18 protein-coding genes and 1 pseudogene are annotated in these 18,677 nt (G+C 71.8%); 5 read left to right on the forward strand and 14 right to left on the reverse strand.

Annotated features, from left to right (window positions below; translation table 11 throughout):
- Positions 1-11: 11 nt before the first annotated feature.
- A complete protein-coding gene (locus ACIBPB_RS06565; RefSeq protein ID WP_396838548.1) occupies positions 12-404 on the reverse strand; it encodes a nuclear transport factor 2 family protein in 393 nt (130 codons plus the stop codon).
- A gap of 230 nt (positions 405-634) precedes the next feature.
- Positions 635-1,588: an aldo/keto reductase gene (locus ACIBPB_RS06570; protein WP_396838549.1), complete on the reverse strand. Its 954-nt coding sequence runs from the start codon at positions 1,586-1,588 to the stop codon at positions 635-637.
- A 125-nt stretch (positions 1,589-1,713) separates the two neighbouring features.
- On the opposite strand from ACIBPB_RS06570, the gene ACIBPB_RS06575 reads away from it, so the two are divergent.
- The gene (locus ACIBPB_RS06575) at positions 1,714-2,631 is read left to right on the forward strand and encodes a helix-turn-helix transcriptional regulator (protein WP_396838550.1); all 918 of its coding nucleotides are present in this window, start codon (positions 1,714-1,716) and stop codon (positions 2,629-2,631) included.
- On the opposite strand, the gene ACIBPB_RS06580 is transcribed toward ACIBPB_RS06575, so the two are convergent.
- Entirely contained in the window at positions 2,572-2,853 is a 282-nt protein-coding gene (locus ACIBPB_RS06580) for a peptide-methionine (S)-S-oxide reductase (protein WP_396838551.1), read from the reverse strand. The genes ACIBPB_RS06575 and ACIBPB_RS06580 overlap by 60 nt on opposite strands.
- A 341-nt stretch (positions 2,854-3,194) precedes the next feature.
- Here ACIBPB_RS06580 and ACIBPB_RS06585 point away from each other — a divergent pair, with 341 nt between their 5' ends.
- The 4 genes and pseudogenes from ACIBPB_RS06585 (at position 3,195) to ACIBPB_RS06600 (ending at position 5,954) form a co-directional block, all read left to right on the forward strand.
- Complete coding sequence (locus tag ACIBPB_RS06585) at positions 3,195-4,112, forward strand: NADP-dependent oxidoreductase (RefSeq protein WP_396838552.1); 918 nt, start codon at positions 3,195-3,197, stop codon at positions 4,110-4,112.
- A gap of 347 nt (positions 4,113-4,459) precedes the next feature.
- Entirely contained in the window at positions 4,460-5,293 is an 834-nt protein-coding gene (locus tag ACIBPB_RS06590; protein WP_396838554.1) for a ferritin-like domain-containing protein, read from the forward strand.
- 23 nt (positions 5,294-5,316) lie between these two features.
- Positions 5,317-5,406: pseudogene (locus tag ACIBPB_RS06595) on the forward strand (phage DNA packaging protein J); the annotation flags it as partial.
- Positions 5,407-5,414: 8 nt separating this feature from the next.
- Positions 5,415-5,954 carry an AAA family ATPase gene (locus ACIBPB_RS06600; protein ID WP_396838555.1) on the forward strand — a complete coding sequence of 180 codons (540 nt, stop codon included), beginning with the start codon at positions 5,415-5,417 and terminating at the stop codon, positions 5,952-5,954.
- Positions 5,955-6,007: 53 nt separating this feature from the next.
- Here ACIBPB_RS06600 and ACIBPB_RS06605 read toward each other — a convergent pair whose 3' ends face one another.
- The 11 genes from ACIBPB_RS06605 to ACIBPB_RS06655 all read right to left on the reverse strand — a co-directional run bounded on the left by ACIBPB_RS06605 (position 6,008) and on the right by ACIBPB_RS06655 (position 18,599).
- Positions 6,008-7,591: a tannase/feruloyl esterase family alpha/beta hydrolase gene (locus ACIBPB_RS06605; RefSeq protein WP_396838556.1), complete on the reverse strand. Its 1,584-nt coding sequence runs from the start codon at positions 7,589-7,591 to the stop codon at positions 6,008-6,010.
- A 118-nt stretch (positions 7,592-7,709) separates the two neighbouring features.
- On the reverse strand, positions 7,710-8,915 hold the full coding sequence (locus ACIBPB_RS06610; RefSeq protein ID WP_396838557.1) for a CaiB/BaiF CoA transferase family protein: 1,206 nt from the start codon (positions 8,913-8,915) through the stop codon (positions 7,710-7,712).
- A gap of 2 nt (positions 8,916-8,917) precedes the next feature.
- The gene (locus ACIBPB_RS06615) at positions 8,918-10,387 is read right to left on the reverse strand and encodes a dihydroorotase family protein (RefSeq protein ID WP_396838558.1); all 1,470 of its coding nucleotides are present in this window, start codon (positions 10,385-10,387) and stop codon (positions 8,918-8,920) included.
- Positions 10,384-11,874: an FAD-binding protein gene (locus tag ACIBPB_RS06620; RefSeq protein ID WP_396838559.1), complete on the reverse strand. Its 1,491-nt coding sequence runs from the start codon at positions 11,872-11,874 to the stop codon at positions 10,384-10,386. Before ACIBPB_RS06620 ends, ACIBPB_RS06615 begins: the two co-directional genes overlap by 4 nt.
- Positions 11,871-12,512: an aspartate/glutamate racemase family protein gene (locus tag ACIBPB_RS06625; protein ID WP_396838560.1), complete on the reverse strand. Its 642-nt coding sequence runs from the start codon at positions 12,510-12,512 to the stop codon at positions 11,871-11,873. Before ACIBPB_RS06625 ends, ACIBPB_RS06620 begins: the two co-directional genes overlap by 4 nt.
- Before the next feature lie 10 nt (positions 12,513-12,522).
- Entirely contained in the window at positions 12,523-13,857 is a 1,335-nt protein-coding gene (locus ACIBPB_RS06630; RefSeq protein ID WP_396838561.1) for an MmgE/PrpD family protein, read from the reverse strand.
- Between the two features lies 1 nt (position 13,858).
- Complete coding sequence (locus ACIBPB_RS06635) at positions 13,859-14,560, reverse strand: ABC transporter ATP-binding protein (RefSeq protein WP_396838563.1); 702 nt, start codon at positions 14,558-14,560, stop codon at positions 13,859-13,861.
- Positions 14,547-15,278 (reverse strand): ABC transporter ATP-binding protein, encoded by a 732-nt coding sequence (locus ACIBPB_RS06640; protein ID WP_396838564.1) that lies wholly within the window; start codon positions 15,276-15,278, stop codon positions 14,547-14,549. Before ACIBPB_RS06640 ends, ACIBPB_RS06635 begins: the two co-directional genes overlap by 14 nt.
- Complete coding sequence (locus ACIBPB_RS06645) at positions 15,275-16,324, reverse strand: branched-chain amino acid ABC transporter permease (RefSeq protein ID WP_396838565.1); 1,050 nt, start codon at positions 16,322-16,324, stop codon at positions 15,275-15,277. The genes ACIBPB_RS06640 and ACIBPB_RS06645 overlap by 4 nt, the downstream gene beginning before the upstream one ends.
- Positions 16,321-17,355, reverse strand: a complete 1,035-nt coding sequence (locus tag ACIBPB_RS06650) for a branched-chain amino acid ABC transporter permease (protein WP_357312750.1) — start codon at positions 17,353-17,355, stop codon at positions 16,321-16,323. Before ACIBPB_RS06650 ends, ACIBPB_RS06645 begins: the two co-directional genes overlap by 4 nt.
- Complete coding sequence (locus tag ACIBPB_RS06655; protein WP_396838566.1) at positions 17,352-18,599, reverse strand: ABC transporter substrate-binding protein; 1,248 nt, start codon at positions 18,597-18,599, stop codon at positions 17,352-17,354. Before ACIBPB_RS06655 ends, ACIBPB_RS06650 begins: the two co-directional genes overlap by 4 nt.
- Positions 18,600-18,677: the final 78 nt, after the last annotated feature.

The raw sequence follows: 18,677 nt of genomic DNA on the forward strand, positions 1-18,677 counted from the left end.
GCGTGTCCGTGTCAGCTTCTAGCAGGACGGGCGGTGGTCGGCTGCGCCGGCCAGAACGGCCACTCCTCGAACGAGCTGCAGCGCCCGTCCTCGGCGAAATGCATGATCCACAGGTCGCGGTACTCCTGGTCGACTGGGTGGCCGTACCGGACCTCCACCCGCGCCACCGCAGTGTCGCCCTCGACCGCGACGACCTCACTGGTCATCTGGAACACCTCACCAGGGCCGTCCCGCTCGTCTTCCCACACCCGGGCTATGGCTGGCAAGCCGATGATCGGTTCCTGGTAAGGCCCCTGCAGATAGCTCGCCTGTGCGGTGAAGATCGTGGCGAGCAGCTCCGTCCCCGGCGTCCGCCACGCATGCTCGTAGGCCGCGAGCCAGCCAGTCACCTGCTTCCTATCCATAGGTGCCAGCTTGCCATTTGGCCGAGCACTCAACGGCGGTGTCCGGTCATAGCCGCTGACCGGGCGTCGCGGAGGCACGACTTTGCCGAAAGCAGTGCGTCAGTTCGCGATATGAATTCAGGCAGCGTCATGCGTCGGACCGTGCCCTTCATCTGGATGCCAGGAAGGACGGCTTGATAAAGGTCATCCGATCCCGCGGGAACGGCGCCTCCGCAACGGGGATGTGGTTGCTACATCTCGTGCTCCCACCAGCCGCGCGTGTCCACGTCCGCGGCGTCCCCCAGCGCCTCCAACTCCGCGATCTCCTCGTCGGCGAGCTCGATGCCGCGCGCTCGGATCAACCCGTCGATGTAACTCGTCCTCGTGACGCCGATGATCGGGGTGGTCCCCTTGGCGATGGCCCAGGCGGTGGCGACATCGGCGGCGGAGGCGCCTCGGTTCCCGCCGATCGCGCGCATCCTGTCGGTCAGCGCCTGGAGCTTAGGCAGGATGCCGTTGTACGCGGCCGCTCGGTTGCTGCCCGCCGGCAACGGATGGGCCGGGCCATACTTGCCGGTCAGCGCCCCCTGCTCGAGAACCATGTAGGAAAAGAACCGCACGTCGTGCTCGCGGCAGTAGTCGAGAATGCCCGCACGCTCGGAGCTGCGGTACAGGAGACTGTAGTGGTTCTGGACCGCCTCCACGCGAAAGCCGGCCTCGCCGAGGATCTGGTCGGCCAGAGCGATCTGCTTCAGGTTGTGGTTCGAGACTCCGACATGCTTGATCTTGCCGCTCTGCAACAGCGGAATCAGAAGCGGCGTCCAACGAGCCACATCAGCGGGGTTGTGGATCCAGTACAGATCTACATACTCCGTACCCAATCGGTCAAGGCTCTGCTCCAGCATCTCCGCGACCGGATCGTCTCCGTCGGCCGCCGCCTGCGGGGTGAACTTCGTCGACAGCTGGTACTCGCTGCGGGCGTAGCCCGTCAGCGCCTGAGCGAGGACCGTCTCCGAGTGACCCATGCCGTACACCACCGCGGTGTCCCACAAGGTGAACCCGTTCGCTTGCGCCTTCTCGACGACCTCGCGCAGGCCGGACGCCGTCAGCTGACTGCCGAAATAGCCGTCGCCCGCCTCACCGCTGTCTCCCCAGGCCCATGTGCCCAGCGCCACCGCTGGCACGGCCGGTGTCTTGCTCGTCATGTCTCCTACCTCCGTTACGCGTTCGATCCCAGAAGACCGCGATCGCCACGGCCGGGGAAGGTCGCGTTTATGGGGGTACAACCTCCACCCCTCTCGCGCCGCGACCGGCGGCTAGCGTGGAGAACATGGACCAGCAGCCCGGAAACCGCGACGAGATCCGGGACTTCCTCGCCGGCCGACGCGCCAAAATCACCCCGGCGCAGGCCGGACTGCCGACCAGTGCCCGTCGCCGGGTCGCCGGGCTTCGGCGCGAGGAGGTCGCTGTCCTCGCCGGTGTGAGCACAGAGTGGTACACGCGGCTGGAAAAGGGTCACATCGGCGGCGTGTCCAAAGACGTCCTCGACGCGGTAGCCCGCGCCCTGCGACTGGACGACGACGAACGCACCTACCTGTTCGACCTGGCCCAGTCATCGCGGGCCGCCAGGCGCACGCCATCGCGTCGCCGAGACGTCGAGGTCCCGCCGCGAGTCCAATGGCTGCTCGACTCCATGACGATGTCCTCGGCGTTCGTACGCAACGGGCGCACCGACGTCATCGCCAGCAACCTCCTCGCCCGAGCCCTGTACGCGCCGATGTTCGACAGCGCCACCATCGACAAGCGCGGCCGCCCCAACATCGCCCGCTACATCTTCCTCGACCCCGGCGCACACGACTTCTTCGTCGACTGGGACGCCGCCGGCAACGCCACCGCCGCCCTGTTGCGCGCCGAGGCCGCTCGCGAGCCCCGCGACCGGGCGCTGCGCGACCTCATCGGCGAGCTGTCCACCCTCAGCCCCGAGTTCCGCGGCCAATGGGCCGCGCACGACGTCCTGATCCGCCACGACGGCATCAAGCGACTCCGGCACCCCGAGGTCGGCCACCTGGAGCTGACCTTCCAGCACCTCGACCTGCCGCTGTCCAGCCGAGTCGTGCACAACCTGATCAGCTACACCGCGGAACCCGGCACCGCGTCCGAAGACCGACTCAGACTCCTCGCCAGCTGGTCAGCCACCCCATCTCGGGCGGCAGACCCTCTCCCTCAGAGCGGCGCCCCGCCCGCCTGAGCTGCGGCTACAAAACACGAGCAGAGCCCGGAAGTCGGTCTGCTCGGTGTCGTAGACCACCTCGATCGACTCCGCGTGAGTGCCGTGGTTGCGGTAGGTGGCGTTCGGCACGTCACCGCCGCTGCAACCGACGCGCGTGGACACGACGCCAAGGGCCGACCGTATTCCCGCAGCCCTCCCCTTATTTGGACTAGCCGGTCCAGCAAAACCCCGCCGGTCCATGATCAGGATGACCAGTAGCCCGCGCGGTGCACCGGCGCAACGGTAGCATCCGCGCGCTCACAGACTGGACTTGACCGACCAGTTAAGCCGCGGCTAGGTTCGAGGCGACCGACCGGGCGCCGCCGCTGGCGACGCGGTTTTCGGCGTGCCCACCGGTGCCGAGTTCTCCGTACCTGACGTCGCCGCCGGGGAACCGGGCGATGCTGACACCAAACCGCGAACCGTGAGACGGAACATCCGGCTGGCCGCGTCCGGTGGCCGCCGACATTCAGCTGCCCCGGTGGGCCTTGCGTTCCGAGCACATTCCCACCAGAGAGACAATGATCGAGGAGGCAATTCCCATGAAAGCGATCGTGGTGACGGACCAGGCCGCGGGAAGGGCCGGGATGACGCTGGTGGACCGGCCCGCGCCGGCGCCGGCGCTGAACGACGTCGTCGTTGAGGTGCACGCGTCGGGATTCGTCCCGACCGAGCTGGCCTGGCCCTCGACCTGGACCGATCGCCTCGGCCAGGACCGGACGCCGTCGATTCCCGGGCACGAGCTGGCCGGAGTGGTCACCGCCCTCGGTTATGGCACGACGGGACTGTCCGTCGGGCAGCGGGTGTTCGGCCTCACCGACTGGAATCGCGACGGCACGCTGGCGGAGTATGTGGCCGTCGAGGCGCGCAATCTCGCCCCGCTGCCCGGCGACGTCGATTTCACCCTGGGCGCGAGCCTGCCCATCTCCGGCCTGACCGCGTGGCAGGGACTGTTCGAGCACGGCCGCCTCCAGGCGGGGCAGAGCGTCCTCGTGCACGGCGCGGCCGGCGCGGTGGGTGCGCTGGTCACGCAGCTCGCCGTCGAGGCCGGCGGCTACGTCATCGGCACCGGGCGCACCGGCGACCGTCAGGCGGCACTCGACTTCGGCGCGCAGGAGTTCGTCGACCTGGAGAACGACGCCCTCGAGGACGTCGGCGGAGTCGATCTGGTGTTCGACGTCATCGGCGGTGACATCGGCAAGCGGTCAGCCGGTCTGATCCGGGCCGGAGGAACGCTGGTGTCCGTGGTCGGGCCGCCGGAGGCCCGGCCCGCCGACGGCCTGGCGGTCGACTTCGTCGTCCTGCCCGATCGCGCCCAACTGGGCGAGGTCGTCCGGCGGGTGCGGGACGGACGACTCCGGAGCCACATCGGCCTGGTCGCGACCCTCGACGACGCCGTGGCCGCCTTCAACCGGACCGAGCGGGTCACCGGGAAGACGGTCATCCGCATCCGTCCGTGAGGACCCGGGCGAGCGCCGGGCTGCGGACGCACCGTACGCGTCCGCAGCCCGCGGGAGGATCACCAGCGAGCGGCCGACGTCCACTCCGGGTCGACGTGCGCCACGGTGCGGCCTTCCCGCCGCGCCCCTCTCGCGGATGACGGTTCGGGAAAGGAGTACGGCCGAGCCAGCCTCGCATTAGCGTGAGCGGCGACGGCGACAGCGCACGGCGCACCGGCGAGATATCGATGGAGCAGCCGGCGGGTCGTGGATCGAACGGGGGGTCAGCTTCCATGGTCAAGAAGTTCATCAAAGAGGCGGTGTCGCGCAGCTCCGAGTCGGATGACGACCGACAGAAGCTCGAAGCGATGACCGACCCCAACAGCCCCGCCGCGCCATCGCCGGACGGCTCGGGGCCGAGCGACGCGACGATCCTGAACTTCGCCCTCAATCTCGAATACCTCGAAGCCGAGTTCTATCTCCGCGCCACCACGGGGCAGGGGCTGCCGGACGAGATGACCACCGGCACCGGCACCCGGGGCGAGGTGACCGGTGGCGGCATGGTCAACTTCAGCAACCCGGTGGTGCGCGCGTTCGCCCGGGAGATCGCCTCGGACGAGCAGCAGCATGTGGCCTTCCTGCGGTCCGCCCTCGGGGAACACGCCGTCTCCCGTCCGGCGATCTCGCTCGACACGAGCTTCACCGCGGCCGCCACCGCGGCCGGGCTCATCAAGGCGGGCGAGACGTTCGACCCGTACGCCAACGACCTCAACTTCCTGTTCGCCGCGTTCCTGTTCGAGGACGTCGGGGTCTCCGCCTTCAAGGGAGCGGCACCGCTGCTGTCCAACAAGACCTACCTGGACGCTGCCGCCGGTCTGCTCGCCACCGAGGCGTACCACGCCGGGATCGTCCGGTCCGCGCTCTACCAGGAGGGCATGATCGACGAGGCCGTCTTCGCGGGCGTGCAGAAGCTCTCCGACGCCCGCAACAGTCTCGACGGACCGGTCGACGACGACCAGGGCATCGGCACCAGCGCCGAGGTGAACCTCGTCCCCACGGACGCCAACGGCATCGCCTACGGCCGGTCGGCCCAGTCGGTCCTCAACATCGTGTACCTCAACGCGAGCCCGGCGAACTCCGGCGGCTTCTATCCCGCCGGCCTCAACGGCGAGATCGCGATGAGCGGCGGACCGGCCCGCTGATCCCCTGATCTGGCCGTCGGCCGGGAGTTCGGCCCGGCCGCCCGCGCCCGGTCCGGGGGGCCGTGCCGTCGCGAGAAGGGGCACGAACCCGTGGGGTTGCGCGGGCGCGTTGAATGGGTCCGTGATCGTATGGCTCAACGGCACCCACGGCGCGGGAAAGACGACGACCAGCGTGCTCGTGCAGCAACTGCTCCCGGACGCCCGGGTGTTCGACGCCGAGAAGGTCGGCGAGACGCTCATGGACATCACGCCGGGACTACCCGCCACGGACAACTTCCAGCACTGGCCGCCGTGGCGGCACCTCGTCGTCGAGACCGCCCGGCGCGTGCTCGACTACACCGGCGGCACCCTGGTGATGCCCATGACCGTCCTGGTCGAGCAGTACTGGCGGGAGATCAGCGCCGGCCTGGCCGAGCACGGCATCCCGGTGCGGCACTTCGTCCTCCACGCCGATCAGGACACCCTCCGCGCGCGCATCGAGGGCGATCACCCCCTGCCGTCCCCGTTCCGCCTGCGATACCTCCAGCCCTACGCCGAGGCGGCCCGGACCTGGCTGCACGCCGAGGCCGAGGTCATCGACACCACGCACCGCACGCCCGACCAGGCCGCTCGACTGATCGCGCTGCGACTCACCGGGCGCGGTTGCCGCCTCGCCCGCTGACACGGCAGAGCGGGGGCCCGCACCGCTGCGGGCCCCCGCTCTCCGGCTACGGGTCAGTGCCGGCCGCGCGGGCCGGGCACCGGCTCCCAGTTGGCCGCCACGTTCGGGTCGCCGCTGCCGTCGTAGCTGGCCTGCAGCGGGTACGGGTACACCGGACGCTGCATCGTGGTCGCACCACCGCTGACCTTGCTGGCCAGCACCGAGGCGGGTGCCTGGCCCCGCTCGGTCCAGTCCCGGATCGCGCCGAGCCAGTCGACCCGGTCGGCGCCGGGGCCGCCGGAGCAGTGGTACACGCCGGGCAGCAGGAACAGCCGGGCGAACTGCTGGGTGCTGGCCAGCGAGCCGTACCGCGCCACCACGTCCTCGTAGTACTGGATGGTGCCGAACGCGGTGATCAGCGGGTCGGCCAGGCCGTGGTAGAGCATCAGCTTGCCGCCGGCCTTGCGGAAGGCGTCCAGGTCGGTGGTGTCGGCGTTGTAGACCTTCGCCATCGGGTCCAGCTTGGCCGCGTCCCGGCTCGGGTCGAAGTCCCACAGCGCGTAGCTCGGGCCCGGGTCGGTCGGGAACGCCAGGTAGCGCAGGACCTGTTCGGCGTACGCGCCGCCACCGCTCAGCCCGGTCGGCGACGTGCTGATGTCGGCGCCGACCCAGCCGCCCTCGGAACCCAGCGGCAGCCCGCCCGGGTACAGCTCCCGGCCCTGGTCGTCGCGCGGGCTGTCGTACCACTTCTGGAGCACCGCGACCTGCGCGGCGCTGAGGCAACCCGGCCCGGTCGTGCCCGCCGGGCAGAGCAGCGTCGCCGGGTCGAACCGGCAGGCGCGCGGGTCGTCGACGACGCCGTCCTTGACCACGCCGTCGCACGCCGCCAGCACGGCCTGGTTGACCACCGCGGCTGCGGCCGCGTCGACGATCTGGCGGCGGTCGGCGTCCCGGTTCTGCAGCTCGCGCACGCCCTGGGAGAGCGGGGCGAGGTAGTTCTGCCGGTTGGCCGGCGCGCCGGCGACGATCCCGTCGAAGTCGCCGGGCCAGCGCTGCGCCTCGATCAGGGCCTGCCGCCCACCGGTCGAGCACCCCACGAAGTAGGAGTACGCGGGGCTGTGGTGGGTCAGTTCCTTGAGGATCGCCTTGGCCGCGAGCGCGGTCAGGTGCTCGGAGAGGTAGGCCCAGTTGTTCTGGGCGGCCGTGTTGTTGTAGGCGAACGAGGCGTCCGAGCCGCCACCGACGTGGCCGGTGTCGTCGGAGGCGACGGCGTAGCCGAGGTCGACGTTGCCGTTGCCGGAGGTGCCGGCGGTCGGGATGCTGCCGCAGAAGCCGCCGCCGCCCAGCTGGACGTAGCGGCGGTTCCAGTCGATCGGAGCCTGCAGGCGCAGCTGGATGACGGAGCTGCTGCCGTCCTGCGCGCCGACGGTGATGCTGGCCCGCACGTCGCAGTAGCGCGTGCCGGCCGCGGTGGCGCCGGTGGTGAGGGAGGTGATCGTCGTCGGGTGGCCGACCGCGCGAAGGAGCTTCTGGGCGGCGGCGGGAGTGGTGGTGGAGCAGTCGGGTCGCGGCGTGGCCTGGGCGATGCCGGGAGACCCGGCGACGGCGAGACCGGCGGCGACAACCAGTCCAGTGAGGAAACGGAACCTGTGGAGCACATGCCCTCCAGTGTTTCGCTACGCGGAACGCGGTGACATCACCACGATCTGGAGAATGACGCTAGAGCTGGCAGAATGGCCTGTCAATATCCATCCGTATCGTTCCGCTGGGCGGAACCTAGCGGATCACGTCACGTTCGCGAAGCGCCGCCAGTTCCGCCGCCGGCAGGCCCAGCTCGTCGCCGAGCACCGCGTCGGTGTCGGCGCCCAGCGCCCGCCCGGTGAACCGGATCCGGCCCGGCGTGCGGCCCATCCGCCAGAGCAGGTTCTGCATCCGGATCGGCCCCAGGTCCGGGTCGTCCACCGTGGTCACCAACTCCAGCGCCCGCACCTGCGGGTCCTCGAGCAGCTCGCTCGGTTTGTAGACCGGACCCACCGCGGCACCCGCCTCCTCGAACGCGCGCAGCACCTCGTCGCGGGTCCGCGCCCCGATCCACTCCCCCACGTAGCCGTCCAGCAGGTCGGCGTGCTGGGCCCGCTGGCGTCCGGTGGCGAACCACGGTTCCTCGATCACCTCCGGGTGACCGACCAGGGTCAGCACCCGCCGGGCGATGCTGTCGGCGCTGGTGGAGATCGCCACCCAGTGCCCGTCGGCGGTGCGGTAGGTGTTGCGCGGGGCGTTGTTGAGCGACCGGTTGCCGGTGCGCTGCTGGTCGACGCCGAGCTGGTCGGCGTAGATCACCCCGGGCCCGACCGCGGTCATGATGGGGCTGAGCAGGTCGAGGTCGATCTCCTGACCCCGGCCGTCCTTCTCCCGCTGGAAGAGCGCCATCGAGACCGCCGCAGCACCCGCCATCCCGGCGATCGAGTCGGCCAGGCCGAACGCCGGCAGCGTCGGCGGGCCGTCCGGCGCGCCGGTCAGGTGCGCGAAGCCGCTCATCGACTCCACCAGCGTGCCGAAGGCCGGCCGCGACGCGTACGGGCCGGACTGCCCGAAGCCGGTGACCCGCAGCAGGATCAGCCCCGGGTTGTCGGCGGACAGGACGTCGTAGCCGAGCCCCCAGCGCTCCAGCGTGCCGGGCCGGAAGTTCTCGATCACGACGTCCGCGGTGGCGGCCAGCCTGCGGAAGATCTCCGCGCCGGCCGGGTCACCGAGATAGAGCCCGACCGTGCGCTTGTTACGGGCGATCATCTTCCACCACAGCGGCTGGTCGTCCTTGGCCAGCCCGTGCCCGCGCATGCCGTCGCCGCGACCCGGGTGCTCGATCTTGATGACCTCGGCGCCGAAGTCGCCGAGCACCTGCGCCACCAGCGGGCCGGCCAGGATGGTCGACGCGTCGAGCACCCGCAGGCCGGCCAGCGGCCCGTCGTTTCCACCGGACATGCTCACCCCTGGTACGGACGGTGGACGTAGCGGCCGCTCGGGGTGCCGACGATGTTGCCGGCGTCGAGCACGTGCTGCCCCCGGACCCACGTGTCGGTGACCCGGGCGCCCAGTTCGAAGCCCTCGAACGGGGTGTACTCCTGGGTCGACGCGGAGTCGGCGGCGTGCACGGTCCAGCTGGCGTTCTCCACCAGGCACAGGTCGGCGTCGAAACCGACCCCGATGGTGCCCTTGCCGGGCAGGCCGTAGCGGCGCGCCGGGTTCCAGGCGACCAGCTGCGCGATCCGCTGGTGCGACAGGCCGCGCTTGCGCCCCTCGGAGACCAGGCCGGGCAGCAGGTACTCGGCGCCGCCGAAGCCCGACTTCGCGGCGAAGACGTCGTCGCGCGGGTCGCCGAACTTCATCTCGTCCTTGCAGCACGCGTGGTCGCTGACCACCCAGTCGACGCTGCCGTCGAGCACGTACTCCCAGAGCGCCTCCACGTCCTCCTGCGGGCGCAGCGGCGGGTTCACCTTGCCGCCCAGGCCGTGCGCGGTGTCCACACTGGCCAGCAGGTGACCGATGGTGACCTCGCGGCGGAAGTCGACGTGCGGGAACGTCCGGGCCATCAGCATCGCGGCCCGCAGCGCCTTGCGCGAGGACAGGTGCAGCAGGTTGATGTTGGGCAGCCCGGTCTCGTCGGCCAGGAACGCCGCGATGGTCACGGCGAGCCCTTCCGAGTGCGGCGGCCGCGACGCGCTGTACGCGGCCAGGCCCGACAGCGACCGGTCCTGCTCGACCAGCCGCGTGTAGGCGGTCATGATCTCGGCGGTCTCGCAGTGCAGCGACAGCGACACGTGCGGCGCGGCCTCGGTCAGCTTCTCCCGGGCCGCCTGCACGCCGCGCATCACGAACTCGAAGTGGGCGAGGTCGTAGCGCTCGTTCGGCGGGATCATCAGGAACGAGCTCTGGTCGGCCGACCGGCCGTGCAGGCCGTGGCTGCCGTAGAACATGAAGATCTTGAAGGAGGTGACGCCGAAGTTCTCCACGATCGACGGGATCTCGTCGATGTGCTCCTTCATCATCGGCGCGAGGTGGAAGCCGTAGTCGATGAACGAACGACCCGCCGAGGCGGCCAGCACCTGCGGGAAGAACTCGGCGTACGAGCCGCCCCGGTTGAGGTAGTACTGCCCCGTACGCATGTAGGTCAGGCCGGTGGTCACCCCGCCCTGCGCGCTGGCGCGGCTCTCGGTCTCGGTGTCCTCGGCCAGCGGGTTGTAGATGCCCCAGTGCTGGTGGGCGTCGACCGCGCCCGGGTACGCGAACCGGCCACGACCGTCCACCACGGTCTGCGCCTCGTCGGCCGGGATGTCCGCCTCCAGCCGCACCACCTTGCCGCCGGCGATGCCGATGTCGAGCGCGTCGCCGTCGGGCGAGCCGGCGTCGGGGCGTACCACGGTAACGTTCTTGATCAGGGTTTCCAGGGGTGTCATGGGGTTCCTTCCGTGGTTCGAGCGACGTGGTTCGCCGCGAGGTAGGCGAGGCCGAGGGCGGGCAGCAGGCCGTTGCCGGCGAGGTAGCCGGCCGCGCCGTGACCGGAGATGCCGGCCGCGGCCCCGCCCGAGGCGTAGAGCCCGGGGATCGGCGCGCCGTCCGGGCGCAGCACCCGGGCATGCTCGTCGACCACCAGGCCGCCCTGGGTGTGGAAGAGCGCCGGCACCACCCGGGCGGTGAGGTACGGCGGCTCCAGCGGTGCCTCGAAGAAGGTGCGGCCGAACCGGTCGGCGCGCTCGCCGCGGGCCACCGCGGCCGTCTCGGCGAGTTCCGCGGTCACGGCGTCGGCCGGCAACCCGGTGACCGACGACAGGGCGGCGGCGTCGGCCGCCTCCAGCAGCGCGCCCGACTCCACGCTCTGCCGGAAGTCGGTGAACGCCAGGCAGGCGTCGTGGATCCGGCGGTCCAGCACCAGCCAGCCGGACGCGTCCGGACGGGCCGCGAGCGCGGCGGCGTACTCGGAGTAGCCGGTCGTCTCGTCGCCGAACCGCCGTCCGGTGCTGTCCAGCAGGAAGCCGCCGTGCATCACGGTCGCCCAACCGACCAGCGTCGCGGCGCGGGCCGACAGGGCGGCATGCCCCTGGTACGCGTCGAGGAAGGCGCTCTGCGCGCCGAGCGCGGCGCCGATCCGCAGCGCGTCGCCGCGGGACGTCTCACTGCCGTGGTAGACCGCGTTGGCGATCTCCGGCAGGTACTCGGCGACCAGCGCCCGGTCGGCGCCGTGGCCGTTGGTGGCCAGCAGCACCGCCCGGGTCGGGATCTCCTCGCGGGTGCCGTCCGGGCGCTCGACCACCGCGGCCCGCACCTGGCCCGCGTCGACCACCACGTCGACCAGGCGGGCCGGCACCATCAGGTCGATACCGGCCCTGGTCAACTGCTGGACCAGCTGGTCGAGCAGCACGGTGCCGTGCCGGCCGGCCACGGTGTGGCAGCGGTCGACCGAGTGGCCCGGGTAGTGGAAGTCGGTGACCAGGGACAGCTCCAGCCCGACGTCGTCGTTCAGCCACTCGACCAGTTCGGCGCTCACCGCGCCGAGCGCGCGGGCGAGCCGCTGGTCGCCCTGCCCCTTGGTCTTGCGGGCGACGTCCGCCGCGAACAGCTCGGCCGAGTCGTCGATGCCGGCGGCCCGCTGCCACCGCGAGCCCGCGCCGGGGATCATCGCGGTCGACATCGAGGTGTTGTTGCCCCGGCTGAAGTGCTTGCTGGCCTCGACCACCAGCACGTCCAGGCCGAGTTGCGCGGCGCGCAGGGCGGCCACCAGGCCGCCGCCGGCGCCGGCGACCACGAGGTCCGGTCCGGTCACGCTGTGCTCACCGGGCATGCGCTCGTGGCCCTCGCTCCGCTCGGTGCGCTCGCTCATGCCGTGCTCACCGGGCATGCGCTCGTGGCCCTCGCTCCGCTCGGTGCGCTCGGTGCGCTCGCTCATGCGGGCACCTCCCCCGCGGCGATCAGCCGCAGCGCCAGCGCGGTCGGGTCCACCACCCGGGCCGGCAGGCGGACGCCGGACGGCAGGTCGACCGCCGAGCAGCCGTTGATCACCGAACGGGCGCCGCCCGCGGCGAGCGTGCCGACGGCGGCGCCGAGGGTGCCGGCCCAGCGGGAGGTGTCCGCGATCGCGTGCACGTCGAGGTCGAGCACCTCGACGCCGAGCAGGTCGGCCGACCAGCCGTAGACCCCGGCCCGCGCCACGATCTCGTCGGCGATCGCCTTGTTGCGGGCCACCGCCGCGCACCCGCGCCCGGTCAGCACGGCCCAGCCGAGGCTGAGCCGGAGCAGCCCGAAGACCGGCACCGGCAGGGTGCCGGCGAGCTCCGCGACGCCGGGGTCGAGGACGCAGTCCGGCAGCAGCGCGTCGTAGCCGGCCGGCGCCGCGCGCAGCGCCGCGGCGACCAACGCCTCGCTCTCCCGCACCTGCGCGTCGGTGTCCAGGGCGCGCGGCGCGTCGGCGCCGATGTCGTGCAGCACCACCTCGACGCCGGGCGGCGAGAGCGCGGCGTAGCGCGCCTGCCGGCGGGCCAACTCCTCGGCGTCGACGTGGATCGGGGTCACGGCGTAGATCCGCACGGTCTTCCTCCTAGATCTCGGCGAGGCGGCGCAGGTCGGGTCCGACATCGGCGCTGGCGGCCAGGCCGGTGGCGACCTCGTGCACGGCCCGGACGGTGCCGGCGTCGAGCAGTCGTTCGAGCAGCGCCAGCACGTCGTCCTCGGCCATCGGATGGTGGGCCGCATCACCGACCGGGTTGGGCACCTCCAGCACGCAGGGCGGCGCGCCGGCGGTGCGGACGGTGAGCCGGGCGGCCCGCTCGTCGGGCAGTCGGGCGTCGAGGTCCGGCGCCACCCGGAGCACGACCTTGGCGGCCAGCGCCCGCACCCGCGGGTCGTCGCGCTGGCCGTCGGCGGAGACGGCCGGGTCGACGGTGCCGTGCACCAGCGCGGCGGCCACCACGAACGGTGTCGAGAACAGCGCCGCCAACCGGCTGTCCCAGCTGGTCCGGCCCAGCCCGCCGGCCAGCGAGTGGGTCTCGACGACGACCTCCTCGACGGCGTCGAGCGGCAACCCGTCGGCGCGCATCAGCAGGGCCGCGTCGGCGGCCGGGTGGGTGAACGAGCAGGACGCGTGCCGCTTGAAATAGCCCAGCCGCACCTCCCACCGGCTGCCCAGCCCGTCGGTCAGCGGCACCGGGTCGAACCGGCCGAGCACGTCGCCCAGCGACACGGCGGGCGTACCGGTGTTGCGGGCGACACCGGCCGCGGCCATCCGCGCCGCCGCCAACCCGGACACGTTCGAGGCGCCCAGCCAGGCGTCGCGGACCGGGTTGCCGTCCAGCGCGCTGGCGAAGTGCCCGGCCACCGGCAGGCCGGCGCCCGCGTCGATCGCCGCGGCGACGCCCTCGCCGGGCAGGCCGAGCAGCCGCGCGCAGCCGGCCGCCGCGCCCGCGACGCCCCAACTGCCGTGCGGATGCATGCCGGCCCGCAGGGTGGTGGCCCGGCCGAACCGCGCCGCCACCTCGTACGCCGCGAGCAGCGCCGCCATCGTCTCCGGACCGGAGGCACCCAGGTCGGCGGCGAGCGCCAGCACCGCCGGTAGCCCGTGCGCCGCCGGATGGCCCTTGGCGTACTTGTGCCCCTCGTCGAGTTCGAGCCGGGCCAGCGCGGTCGCGTTGAGCCAGGCCGCCGCCTCGACGGTGGTGGTCGCGCCGCCGCCGACCAGCGGCGCGGGCCCGGGACCGGGGCGCCAGGCCGCGGCCAGGGCCCGCTGCTCGGCCTGCCGGGCGCCGACCACGGTCACCCCGAGCGAGTCGAGCAGCACCAGCCCGAGCCGGCCGCGGACGGCGTCCGGCACGTCGGCCCAGCGCAGCCCGGCGGCCCAGGCGCCGAGCCGGGCCACGGCCGCCACGGTGGAGGTCATGCTAGAGCCCCAGGTACGCGGCGCGGACCCGGTCGTCGCGGGCGAGTTCGGGTCCCGGGCCGTCGAGGACCAGGCTGCCGCTCTCCAGCACGTACGCCCGGTCGGCCAGGTTGAGCGCGTGCGCGGCGTTCTGCTCGACCAGCAGCACCGAGACGCCCCGGTCCCGGATCGCCTTGATCGCGTCGAGCACGGTCCAGGTCAGCTTCGGCGACAGCCCGGTGGACGGCTCGTCGAGCAGCAGCAGCCGGGGACCGGCCATCAACGCCCGGCCGATGGCGAGCATCTGCTGCTGCCCGCCGCTGAGCGTCTCGGCGGCCTGGGCGCGCCGCTCGGCGAGGATCGGGAACAGGTCGAAGACCTCGCGCAGCGGTTCGTCGAGCGGCTTGCGACCGCGGGTCCAGCCGCCCATGCGCAGGTTCTCCTCGACGCTGAGCGGTCCGAACAGCGCCCGACCCTCCGGCACCTGCAGCAGGCCCCGGGCGACCAGTTCGCTGGGGCGTACCCCGTCGGCCCGCCGGCCGTCGAACGTGATCGTGCCCGCGGTCGGCTTGACCAGCCCGGAGATGGTCTTGAGCGTGGTGGTCTTGCCGGCGCCGTTGGCCCCGACGATCGCCACGATCTCGCCCTCCTCGACCCGCAGGTCGAGCTCGTGCAGGATCTGCAGGCCGTGGTAGCCGGCGCTGACTCCGTCAAGCGTGAGCATGCGGGTCCTCCCCGAGGTACGCCTCGATGACCCGCGGATCGCGGGTCACCTCCTCCGGTGCGCCCGAGGTGAGCACCCGGCCCAGATCGAGCACCAGCACGGAGTCCGACAGCCGCATGACGGCGGCCATGATGTGCTCGACGAAGACCAGCGTCACGCCGTCCTCGGTGCGCAGCCGTTCCAGCAGTTCCATCACCGGGGCCCGCTCGGCGGGCACCAGGCCGGCCAGCACCTCGTCGAGCAGCAGCACCCGGGGTTTGCTGGCCAGCGCCCGGGCCAGCTCCAGCCGCTTGAGGGCCGCGGTGGGCAGACCCTCGGTGGGCGCGTCCCGCCACCGCCCCAGGCCGACCCGCTCGATCAGCTCGGCGGCGGCGGTCCGGGCGGTACGCCGGGCGGCGCCGCCGGCCAGCACCGCGACCGTGACGTTCTCCAGCACGGTCATCGAGTAGAACGGCCGCATCAGCTGGAACGTCCGGGTCATGCCCGCGGCGGTCACCCGGTGCGGCGTGTGCCCGGTGATCTCCCGGCCGGCCAGGTGCACCCGGCCGGCGTCCGGCCGCAGCGCGCCGGTGATGAGGTTGAACATCGTGGTCTTGCCGGCCCCGTTGGGGCCGATGACGCCGAGGATGCTGCCCTCGGCGACCTCGAAGCTCACCTCGTCGACCGCGCGGAGCCCTTTGAACGACTTGGAGACGCCGTCGACCCGAAGCAGTGTCATCGCCGGGACCACCTTTGCCGGATCGTGCCGTAGATGCCCTTCGGCAGGAGCAGCACGATGATGATCAGCAGGGTGCCGTAGACGATCACGTCGAGGCCGCTGCGCCCCTGCAGGAACTCCAGCGCGGGCGGCGGGTTGCGCAGCATCGTCGCCGTCACGTCGTTGAGCGGGCCCATCACCACGGAGCCGATCACCGGACCCCAGATGGTGGCCACGCCGCCGATCACCGCGGGCAGGATCGCCTGGATCGACACGCTCGACCCGAACGCCAGGTCGGGGTCGATGAACAGGAAGTACTGCACGTAGAAGGCGCCGGCGACCGCGGTGATCGCGGCGGAAAGCGCCATCGTCAGCAGCTTGTAGCGCATCACCGGGATGCCGACCGCGGCCGCCGCGTCCTCGTCGTCGCGGGCCGCCTTGGTGAACTGCCCGGCGCGCGAGCGGACGAACTGCACGCTGACCACCAGCGCGACGACGGTGAGTCCGAGCGCGATCCAGAAGTAGTTCGGCGAGGTCGGCTCGAACTGGATCCACCACCACGAGGCGTCCGTGCGCAGCGGCACGTGGTAGCCGACCGCGCGGTTGACGAAGTCGCTGTTGGTCGCCCAGAGCCGGAGCATCTCGGCGAACGCGAAGGTGGCCAGCGCGAAGTAGGCGCCGCGCAGTTTGTAGCGCAGCGCGAGGAAGCCGATCAGCGCGGCGAACGCCGCGGCGATCACCATGCCGGCCAGCATCCCGATCCACGGCGACACCCGGTGCTCGACCAGGAGCCAGGCGCAGGCGTACGCGCCGATGCCGAAGTAGGCCGCGTGACCGAAGCTGAACATGCCGCCGAAGCCGCTCATCATGTTCCAGCCGATGCTCATCAGGGCGAAGATGAGCACCCGCACCGCGACCGAGGCCTGCGCCGGCGGGAGGATCAGCGGCAGCGGCACCAGCAGGACGGCGAGTACCGCGATGGCCACCAGGTGCCGGTTCCACGGCAGCCGGGGCAGCGGCCGGCCGGCCGCCGTCTCCGGCGCCGGCGTGTCGGTGGTGGTCGTCATGCCGACCTCCCGAAGAGTCCCTGCGGGCGCAGGAAGAGCACGAGCACGAAGACGATGAACACCGACAGCAGCGGCGACTGTCCGGGCAGGTAGATGCCGCCGAGCTGCTCGGCCAGCCCGATCACCAGCCCGCCGACCAGCGCGCCGACCACGTTGCCCATGCCACCCAGCACGACCACCACGAAGGCCACGATGTTGAACAGCGAACCGGTGGTGGGCTCGATGGTGACCAGCGGCGCGACCAGCGTGCCGGCCGCGCCGGCGCAGGCGGTGCCGAGCGCGAAGGTCACCGCGTAGATCACCCGGGTGTCGATCCCGACCAGCTGCGCCCCGGTGTCGTTGGCGGCCACCGCGCGGATCGCGGTGCCCAATCGGGTGCGTTGCAGCAGCAGGTAGAGCAGCCCGGCCAGGATCAGCGCGCCGACGAAGGCGAGGATCCGGGACAGGTTGGCCACCGCCTCGAAGATCGGCACGCCGCGGTCGCCGGGCAGCGCCACCGAGCGCGGGTTGGCGCCGAAGAAGAGCAGCAGCCCGTTCTCGATGATCAGGGAGATGCCCAGCGTGATCAGCAGCTGGTTCTCCAGCGGCTTGCCCATCGCGCCGGCCAGGATGCCGCGCTGCACCAGCACGCCGAGCAGGAACATCGCCGGCACGCTGGCCGCGAGGGCGACGTACGGGTGCAGCCCGGCCTGGGTCAGCCCGAAGGTGAGGAACAGGGCCAGCGCCAGGAAGCTGCCGTGTGCGAAGTTGACGATGTCGAGCACGCCGAAGATCAGCGTGAGGCCCATGGCGATCAGGCCGTAGACGCCGCCGATCAGGACACCGGTGGCCACCGCCTGGACCACGACCACCCCGCTGCCGGAGCGGGCGTAGGCCAGCCCGATGGCGAGCACGACCAGCGCGGCGATCACGCCGATCCGCAGCCACGGCACGGCGCGGGCGGTGGGCGCCCGTACCTCGTCGGGATCCAGGGTCGCCACGCCGCCGCCGGTGCCGGCGGCGACGTGGCCCTGGTCTGCTGGCGAGGTCACTGGCTCTTGAAGGCGGGGAAGACCGGCTTCGCCTCCGCCTTGTCGGCCGGGAACACCTGCTTCACCACGCCGCCCTGGACCTGCATGAGGATGGGGGTGGCGTTCTCGTTCTCGCCGGTCGGGCCGAACTTGATCGGGCCGTTGCCGGCGATCAGGGTCGGCACCGAGCCGCTGGCGACCGCGTCGCGGACCTTGGCCGGTTCGGCGCTGCCGGCGCGCTCCAGCGCGTCGGCGATCACCTTGACCGAGTCGTAGGCGAGCACCGCGCCGGTGCGGATCTGGTCGTTGTAACGGTCCTGGTAGAGCTTGGCCAGCGCCTGCATGTCCGGGTTGGTCATGTCGGGGTGGTAGTTGGCGTCGAAGAAGCCCTCGGCCGCCGCGCCCACCTCCTTGGGGAACTGCGGGAGGTCGAACGCGCCGTTGGCGACGCCGTAGACGGCCTTCAGGGCCGGCGGCTTGACGGTCGCGACGGCCTTCGCGGCCAGCACCCCGTCGCGGTAGTAGCCGGCCACCATCAGCACGTCGGCGCCGCTGGCCTTGACCTGGGTGACCTGGGTGGTCAGGTCGGAGACGTTGGCGGCGTCGTAGGCGAGCGCCGGGCCGACCTTGATGCCGGCCTTCTCGGCCTCGGCCTTGAAGGCGTCCCGGATCGCGGTGCCGAACGGGCCCTGCTCGTGCAGCACCGCCACGGTCTTGACCGGCTGGTTGGCCGCCTTGGCCACCTGGTCGAGGAACTGTGCCCCGGCGGTGCCGAGCACCGTGGAGCTGGGCTGCACCCGGAAGGTGAACTTGTAGCCCTGGGAGAGGATCGAGTCGGCGCTGGACACGTCGATCAGCAGCGGCACCTTGTTGCGTTCGGCCACCGTGGACACGTTGGCGGTGACCGCGCTCTGGTAGGTGCCGACCAGGCCGACCACACCGTCCTGGATGAGGCGCTGTGCCTCGCTCTGGCCGACCTCGGGCTTGCCCTGGGTGTCGGCGCTGACCAGTTCCAGCTTCTTGCCGCCCTGCGACTTGATGCCGCCGGCGTTGTTGATGGCCTCGACGGCCAGCTTCGCTCCGTTGTCCATCTGCTGCCCGTCGGCCGCGGCGGCGCCGCTCAGCGGGTGCAGGGAACCGATCTTTATCGTGCCGCCGGACTGCGCGCCACCGCCGTTGTTCGTACCGGCGGGAGCGGATCCGCCGCACCCGGCGAGGGCCAACGGCAGGGCTATGGCGAGGCTCAGGGTCCAGGTCTTCCTCATGTCAGCTCCTGGGGGTGACGGTGTTCCGCCGCACGGAACATCACATGGGGCATGATGCTGGCACCGCCGGTTCACCTG

Source organism: Micromonospora sp. NPDC049836, assembly GCF_044465125.1.
Classification (GTDB): Bacteria; Actinomycetota; Actinomycetes; order Mycobacteriales; family Micromonosporaceae; genus Micromonospora.